Origin of the sequence: Psychrobacter sp. UBA3483 (assembly GCF_002377905.1) — a bacterium.
Taxonomy (GTDB): Bacteria; Pseudomonadota; Gammaproteobacteria; order Pseudomonadales; family Moraxellaceae; genus Psychrobacter.
In genome coordinates this window covers 1-6,344 of the sequence record NZ_DFQS01000058.1, presented here as the reverse complement: position 1 = coordinate 6,344, position 6,344 = coordinate 1, and the positions used below count along the sequence as shown (strand labels likewise).

At 42.4% G+C, this 6,344-nt stretch carries 7 protein-coding genes; 1 reads left to right on the top strand and 6 read right to left on the bottom strand.

Features of this window, described 5'->3' with window-relative positions; genetic code table 11:
- Nucleotides 1-217: 217 nt before the first annotated feature.
- From miaA to B2866_RS10985, 4 genes are all read right to left on the bottom strand, one after another.
- Nucleotides 218-1,408, bottom strand: a complete 1,191-nt coding sequence (miaA, locus tag B2866_RS11000; protein WP_296194103.1) for a tRNA (adenosine(37)-N6)-dimethylallyltransferase MiaA — start codon at nt 1,406-1,408, stop codon at nt 218-220.
- A gap of 61 nt (nt 1,409-1,469) precedes the next feature.
- Nucleotides 1,470-3,263, bottom strand: a complete 1,794-nt coding sequence (mutL, locus tag B2866_RS10995) for a DNA mismatch repair endonuclease MutL (RefSeq protein ID WP_296194100.1) — start codon at nt 3,261-3,263, stop codon at nt 1,470-1,472.
- Nucleotides 3,264-3,314: 51 nt separating this feature from the next.
- Entirely contained in the window at nt 3,315-3,839 is a 525-nt protein-coding gene (gene tsaE, locus B2866_RS10990; protein WP_296194097.1) for a tRNA (adenosine(37)-N6)-threonylcarbamoyltransferase complex ATPase subunit type 1 TsaE, read from the bottom strand.
- Nucleotides 3,832-4,467: a 6-pyruvoyl trahydropterin synthase family protein gene (locus B2866_RS10985; RefSeq protein ID WP_296194096.1), complete on the bottom strand. Its 636-nt coding sequence runs from the start codon at nt 4,465-4,467 to the stop codon at nt 3,832-3,834. The genes tsaE and B2866_RS10985 overlap by 8 nt, the downstream gene beginning before the upstream one ends.
- A gap of 330 nt (nt 4,468-4,797) precedes the next feature.
- On the opposite strand from B2866_RS10985, the gene B2866_RS10980 reads away from it, so the two are divergent.
- Entirely contained in the window at nt 4,798-4,920 is a 123-nt protein-coding gene (locus B2866_RS10980) for a hypothetical protein (RefSeq protein WP_020443648.1), read from the top strand.
- Between the two features lie 172 nt (nt 4,921-5,092).
- Here B2866_RS10980 and B2866_RS10975 read toward each other — a convergent pair whose 3' ends face one another.
- The gene (locus B2866_RS10975; RefSeq protein WP_296194093.1) at nt 5,093-5,425 is read right to left on the bottom strand and encodes a YnfA family protein; all 333 of its coding nucleotides are present in this window, start codon (nt 5,423-5,425) and stop codon (nt 5,093-5,095) included.
- The gene (locus tag B2866_RS10970) at nt 5,422-6,243 is read right to left on the bottom strand and encodes a PhzF family phenazine biosynthesis protein (protein WP_296194091.1); all 822 of its coding nucleotides are present in this window, start codon (nt 6,241-6,243) and stop codon (nt 5,422-5,424) included. The genes B2866_RS10975 and B2866_RS10970 overlap by 4 nt, the downstream gene beginning before the upstream one ends.
- Nucleotides 6,244-6,344: the final 101 nt, after the last annotated feature.

Here is a 6,344-nt window from a genome sequence, read left to right as displayed (position 1 = left end):
TTTCAAGTTGAGAGTGGGGTATAATTAAGTAACTGCTTATTTTTTAAGGCTTATTGCCAACAAAAGTTAATTAACAACCGTTAAAAAGCAACGATTTCGACGTAATTCACACTATTCTACTATGGTTTAAATTATAGCAGTTATCTAGCACTTATTTTGAAACTAATTGTCATTATTTTTTACGGGGAGCTAATTTAACGATCTATCTCATTTGGTTTTAAAATAAATATGCTCTCACCTGAGTCATGGTGGCAAATGTTTTTATTTTTATATCGCAATGCACAAGCTTATCTTCATTCTCATTCTGCTTTTTTGCAACGTTTATAGTATCCGTTAAATCAGACAATTGGGTGAGTTTGCGCAGCCAAGTATATTGACGCTTAGCCAGCTGTCTTGTCGCATATAATGCCTTATTTTGCATTTGCTGACAAGCAAGTGCCTCAGCTTGAGCGCTGAGCGTCGATGACTGACCGAGCACTTGGGTAGTCATCGCTTGTGGTAGCCTATTTGTATTCGCGGCTTCCAACTCTGAGAAAGCATCATAAAATTGCGCTTTATCCAAATGCGGCTGTTCAAATATTGGATGCTGGGTATGCACGAGATATTCTAAGACTTGCCGATAGCCAACGCAGCGCATTGACGGTAAATTGGGCGTCAGTGGATACTGCTCAAGCAATCTAATCACTTCCGCCACCAGACCCTCATCCCACATGATGTCTAGTCGTTGCTCAATACGCTTATGTAACCATGGACGATCAGGCATCACTGCCAATACGTGCCATTGCTGATTGGGATTATGAGCCAATGCTTGTTTGGGCTGTTGCTGCCAGTTACTGATGGGTATGTCTGTTTGCAGATAAACTTCAACTGCCCGAGTAATGCGCTGAGTATCGGTTGCATTAAGACGCTCATGGCTTATTGGATCTATTTTCCCTAGATAGTCGTATAGCGCACTAATACCTTCCTCTTGTCGCCACTGCTCCACACGCGTACGCACGCTATCATCACTATCCGGCACTGGAGATAGCCCATCAATGAGCGCCATGTAATACATCATAGTACCGCCAACGAGCAAGGGTATTTTGCCGTTTTTATGACAGCGATCAATTAATCGAGCAACATCATTAACGAATTCTGCAACGCTATAGCTCTGCGTTGGGTCAATAATATCAACCAAATGGTGCGGATAACTCGCCAACTCAGCAGCGGTTGGTTTCGCCGTACCGATATTCATGTCGCGGTATATGAGCGCTGAATCGACCGAAATTAGCTCATAACGTCCGGTATCGTATAACTCATACGCTAGGGCCGTCTTGCCACTCGCAGTCGGTGCCATCAAGCACACCACGCTATTATCCGCTAAATTAGGACTTAGGCGATAAGATGAGCTGTCAGACAAAATTTGCATAAAACTGCCTTTATTTTTTATAGGACTACTAGGGCGTATCCCCAATTCAATCGATGGACAACTAAATGGGTGCAGATGATAGCATCAATGCGATTAAACGCTGTTTATTTATAAATTTAAACGCATTTTTAGCAAGCAAGCATTCAATATCTGCACTAAATGCCAATAAATCTTCTGCGGACATTTTTGCTGCTAAGTCAGTAAGCTGCTGATTAACATCGTTAGCATCATTCAATAAAGCCTTCACTCTAAACATGTCTGATTCAAATAATAAGCTTAATTGCGCCTGCCATGTCTCAACGCCAATCAGCAAAAATTGGCTGCGACTATAAAACAGCAACCACGGTAGCATTTTATCATTGACACTTTTAATTACATCTAAATCATGACTCGTATCTAAAATAACCTCCAAACAATACGGTAAAGGAGCATTTTTTATCGATAGATTTTGTGACGTATTGGCCGTGTTTATTAATGTGCTACTTGGATTTGTATTTTCAGTAAAAGTAGCCTGTTCTGATGATTGCGCAGCATCGGTATTTTCTGACAACTGATACGGCTGTTTGGGCGCTTGCACTTGTTGGCTTTTGGTTGAATGATTGGTTGAATGAGTAGCCGATGACGTCTGTTGCCCTTTAACAGCGAAGGCGCTATTGATAGATTGGCTATTATCTAATATTTGAGTAGTATCATGAGCAGAATCGATCGTTTGTTTGGTAGCGACCGTTTTAAGGTTTGCTTGAATCGCATGACTAAGATGCGCCATGATGTTATTTAGCGGGCTGATTTTGATACGCTGTTTAGATGGGTGTACATTAATATTAAGCCACTCAGTTGGCAGATCAAAATAAAGCGCATAGCCAATACCTGCTAACTGAGCGCTTTGGGCAAGTTGACGCAACTGATTACTAATCAATGCTTCTTTAACCAGTCGCCCATTCACATAGATTAACTTTGGTAAAGCATCTTGCAAATCAGTGATTGGCCATAACCATCCATTAATGCTTGCTTGAGCGCTAAAGCTACTATCAATGTAGGTTTTAGGCGACTGCATTAAACTGGTGAGGTCTATGGATATTTCTAAGGCTTTATCCGTTAATGATAACCCAGTCGCTTGCTCGAGACGTGATAAAGGCAGACGATTAGCATTATTGTTGCTGTTATCATTTGCAGACATGACTCTTGAAGCGCTTGCATTGGAAGACATTACTCTTGAAGCGCTTGCAATTGAAGACAGGGACAGCCGCTTTTTATTATCATGAAATAGCGTCAACGCCACATCTGCGCGCGCCAAAGCGACTTCGCGGACAATGGTTTCGATATGACCGAACTCGGTCGCAATAGATTTTAAGTTACCGCGGCGTGCAGGCACATTAAAATATAAATCTTTAACCGTGATGGTCGTACCGCGTTGATGCACAACTGGCAGCAGTTTTGGCACATCGTCCAACACACCAGCGACTTGCAATTGGCGACCAACACCACTGTCATCATGACTACTGGCTAAGGTCAAACGAGAAACTGCCGCCGTCGCTGCCAACGCTTCCCCGCGAAAGCCCAATGTGGTAATACCATGTAGGTTAGCCACATCAGCGACTTTACTGGTCGCATGACGGGTAATAGCCATTACCATATCATCAGGATGAATACCCGTACCGTTATCCACCACTTCAATCATACCCGTGCCACCTTGGGTAATACGTATCTCAATATTGCTCGCACCAGCGTCTATCGCGTTTTCAAGCAGCTCTTTAACCACAGCAGCTGGGCGCGTCACCACCTCGCCTGCTGCCAATTGATTGATGAGCAGCGGCGATAATTTTTTGATACGGCTATTGGAGGAGTTATCTGGCATTAATGAGCGTCATACTTTTATAAAATTTCAGAGGCAGTAGTGCCGTTGAACCTAAACGTTGAGAGAAGAAAAATCCAAGCCCTGCGCTTGACCCGCCTTCGATAGTCGCAGCTCAACCTGACGTGCTTCTTTATCATCATCATCGCGATCGGCTTGTGTCATATCAATAAACAAACTCGGCGGTGGTAAATAGCTGTCCGCACGGCTAGCCCATTCAATAATAACTAAGGCATTTGGTTCATCCAAATATTCATCGAAACCGATAAAGGATAGCTCTTCTGGGTCTTGCAGACGATATAAATCTGCATGATAAACTGGTTTCATTGAACCATCTTTTTGCTCAATACTATAAGGCTCGACCAAGGTATAAGTTGGGCTTTTGACCGCACCCATATGTCCGAGCGCTTGCAACCAATAACGCGTCAATGTGGTTTTACCAGCGCCCAAATCACCCGATAGCCACACGCTACCGGACAAGGGTAAGGCTGCTAATTGCACCGCCAAGCGCTGAGTATCTGCTTCAGAATGCAGCGTCAAGGTTTTCACATTTTTGTCCTCTTTTATATTATTAGGCATCAGACTTACCTTTCTTTACTTGCGTTTGTGCTTGCGTCTGTACCTGCATGGTCACGGCTGGATTGATAAAGCTTTCACCGCGCATCAGTTTGGCATATAGCTCGGGGTCATGCCATTCTGCCTTCACTTGCTCGCTGAACTCAAACGCTTCTAGATGAAGCTTACCCATTTGCGCGTTCGCCACATCGTCAGCAAAGCACTGTGCGTAACCGGTTGCGGTTTCGTGGGCAATCACCGAGTAGACGCTGACATCAGATTCACCGTTTTGCATTTGGGTTTGTTTGAGAATTTCTTGCGCCCAAAAGAAGATGACGCGTGAGAACTGCTCTGCGGACGGCGATACTGGCAAGCTTATCCAGCGTGCACTGAACTTTTTACAAGCCTCGATATACTCAGGGTCATCTTTATTCCAAAAACAAATCGCATGATCAAAGCTGTCGATAATGTCTTTAATAGACGATTTTAATAAACCAAAATCATAGACCATTTGCCCATGGTCTAAACGCTTGGCTTCAAGAATCAACTCAATCTGATAGCTATGACCATGGATAGAGTGTTTACAGCGCTCAGAGCTACAGTTACGCACGATATGCGCATTTTCAAATTTGAACAGTTTACGGATACGCATAGTAATTAACCAAAACAGTAAGCTTCATTGTGCTAAACATGAATATTATAAAGGTTTGCCGCGACGACGTATCGGCTTGTGGCTCATTATAACAAATCATGATGACCGCGTAAGTAAGCACTTGCTAATAGCAATATTGGCTAAATAAATACTATTTTAAGATAGATTAAATCCAATCGTAGGTGAATTGTGCTGACGCTATCTATTGTGGCACCTTAAGCCTATACTCATTGTAGTACGCACTATTTGCGTCATCAGCATTACCCTAACCTTTAAGCTTGTTTATTTTGGCTTTAAAGGTATTACGGCTTATCTCAAGAGGAAAACACCATGAGTAAAGGTCAAGATAGTAAGAAGAATGTGAAGAAGAAACCCCTATTAACGGCAAAAGAGAAAAAAGCCGCTAAACAATCTAAAAAAGATGACAACGGCAGTATCTTAGGTAAACATTAATATCGAGTACATCACTAGGCTAATTGAAGCCATATCAGTCTGAGAGATACGATATGAAGCTATGCCTATCGAACCTAATGGTTTGATAGGCATTTTTTATACAAAGCACTTTTTTATCGTAGCGACTGCTTTTATGCTAGGAATTGCTCTCATACTAACTACTGATATGAAGCTAAGTACTACGCGGCGCAAACATAATAATTGCCATGCCTAATAGCGCAACGATAGAACCCAATATATCCCACGTGGTTGGTCTAATACCGTTCACTGTCCACAGCCAAATAATAGCCATCGAAATATAAACACCGCCGTAAGCGGCATAAACCCGACCAGCTGCGGTAGGATGTAAGGACAGTAGCCAGACGAAAGCCATCAAACTTAAGGCGCCAGGAACAAGAAGCCAAATCGACTTACCTTCTCGCAGCCATAAATAAGGCAAATAGCAGCCTGCTATCTCTGCTAATGCGGTCAGCGCAAACAGTCCAACGGTTTTTAATTCAGTCAAACCAACCACTCCTCGACGGTAATAACTCCTGTCATATATTGCACAGCATTACCAGAAATCAGTACCCTATCGCCTACGACGACACAGTCTAAAACACCGCCTCGTTTTGATGCTTGATAAGCAATCAATTCATTTTTACCCAAATGCTCCGTCCATAACGGTGCTAAAGCAGTATGAGCTGAACCCGTCACTGGGTCTTCATCGCCACCATTGGCTGGCCAAAAATAACGTGAAATAAAATCGTAATCTTTATAATCAGCAGAGGTAGCCTGACAAGTAACCACCACATCTAATGGCGCAAGCTGTTTTAGCCGCTCGTTATCACGCGTCACATTTAAAACATCGGCTTCAGCATTATAAATCACAAAATAGGCTTGAGAGTTTTTATAAACTTCAGCTGGTGCAATAGACAATCCTGCCAACAAGCTATTAGGGATATCTTTGAGCTTTTCAGGTTTGGTATTTGGGAAATCCATTTGTATTTTGCCATCGTCTGTTTGCACGATGGTTAGCACACCAACCGCTTTGGCTGAAAACTTAATGGTTTCTACATTAGGATATTTGTTAAATAACACAAAGGCTGACGCCAAGGTTGCATGCCCGCAGAATGCAATTTCAGTCAAAGGAGAAAACCAGCGAATATGATAAATACCGTCATCGTCACTTACAAGAAAAGCGGTCTCCGATAAATTATTCTCAAAAGCAATAGACTGCATTAACTCATCATGTAACCACTCATCTGTAATGATAACCGCCGCTGAATTGCCTTTAAAAACGCTATCCGTAAAAGCGTCAATGACATTGATTTCTAGTTGCATAGCAATCTCTTATTTTTTTTAAAATTAATTTTGGCTACTTTTTATACCCGACGTTTACACCCAACGTCTGACTTTTGCCTTATATAGTCAGTTCAAAATAA

Coding starts and splice junctions, on each gene's coding strand:
- miaA (WP_296194103.1), bottom strand. CDS start 1,408: ATGCAAATTTTGTCTGACAGCTCATCTTATCGCCTAAGTCCTAATTTA.
- mutL (WP_296194100.1), bottom strand. CDS start 3,263: ATGCCAGATAACTCCTCCAATAGCCGTATCAAAAAATTATCGCCGCTG.
- tsaE (WP_296194097.1), bottom strand. CDS start 3,839: ATGCCTAATAATATAAAAGAGGACAAAAATGTGAAAACCTTGACGCTG.
- B2866_RS10985 (WP_296194096.1), bottom strand. CDS start 4,467: ATGCGTATCCGTAAACTGTTCAAATTTGAAAATGCGCATATCGTGCGT.
- B2866_RS10980 (WP_020443648.1), top strand. CDS start 4,798: ATGAGTAAAGGTCAAGATAGTAAGAAGAATGTGAAGAAGAAACCCCTA.
- B2866_RS10970 (WP_296194091.1), bottom strand. CDS start 6,243: ATGCAACTAGAAATCAATGTCATTGACGCTTTTACGGATAGCGTTTTT.